General features: G+C 57.4%; 1 protein-coding gene. It reads right to left on the reverse strand.

Features of this window, described 5'->3' with window-relative positions; all coding sequences use genetic code 11:
* Positions 1-688: 688 nt before the first annotated feature.
* Entirely contained in the window at positions 689-1021 is a 333-nt protein-coding gene (locus VN622_08195) for a hypothetical protein (GenBank protein HWR35830.1), read from the reverse strand.
* Positions 1022-1086: the final 65 nt, after the last annotated feature.

Here is a 1086-nt window from a genome sequence, read left to right on the forward strand (position 1 = left end):
CAGGATTCATTAGCGGCACCGCGGTCAGACAAGATACAAGCGCAAACACGATTGTGCGAGACATAAGCCTCCCTTCGGTGTGATTCTGCATGGAAGCAGACAGAGAATCAAGCACAAAAGAGTGAACACGTCAACGGCAGGGTTACTAACTGCACCGCTGTGGAACGAGATACAAGCGGAAACACGGTCTGCGCTCTCCTGCGTGCGATTCTGTGCTAAAACGCACAGACTATGGAACAGAACCAGCTAAAATGGCCTTGAACTTACTAATAAACTGCAAAAGTTGCGCACTGAAGGGCGCAGATGCCGACTCGCGCCCCAGCGCTGACTACAGTCCGCTTTCCTTGAGGACCTGGCCTAGTCTAGTTATCATGAGACACTTGCAGCCGGTCCTCTGTGGCGGTCTTGTTCAGCGCGGGCTGTGTGGCGTTTGACGGTCCCAAGCAGCGCCGAACAGTCCCGCCGCATCGTGCAGGTCGGGACGCAGCGCCGCAACGCGAAAGTCGCGATCGGCCGCGGGATTACCTGCAATCGGGTCAGTAGAGCCGGGCGAATCCAAGCCCACGCCAAACCGACGAGAAACACGCTTCCAATCACAGTCTCAGCGGTGCCCGCCCGTCGATGTTTGTAGCCTGATGAATGCGGAGTTCCGCGGATGGCCCCGGGCCTCCCTATCGTTGCAGAACTGTCAACAACACGCCGTCCGCCTCAGAGGCTCCCGGTATTCGTCGACCCGCTCAAGCTTCTCCCGGAGTTCCCGCCGCCGCTGCTCCAGCCGATTCCGTTGATGTTGGCTGAGTCCATATATCACTGGCACGAACATGCCGGAGTCTTCATAGGCCCGTTGTGCCCTCGCCTGAAGCCGCTCGGCCTGTTCTCGGTCTCCACGGACGTACTGGGCATCCGCGACCGTCGCCGAAACCAGACCGTGGTCCAGCGCCTTCGAGACGATTTCGAACAACTGCCGATCCGTTTTCGCACGAAGCTCTGCCAACTTCGACACTTCCGTCGTAATGCTCATGCGTTCTCCCGGCTCAGATGTTGCGACATTGGTAATCTTGAACTATTAGACGTTTTGAAAACGCA

It is taken from the genome of Clostridia bacterium, from assembly GCA_035561135.1.
Classification (GTDB): domain Bacteria; phylum Acidobacteriota; class Terriglobia; order Terriglobales; family Acidobacteriaceae; genus DATMYA01.

Coding starts and splice junctions, on each gene's coding strand:
- VN622_08195 (HWR35830.1), bottom strand. CDS start 1,021: ATGAGCATTACGACGGAAGTGTCGAAGTTGGCAGAGCTTCGTGCGAAA.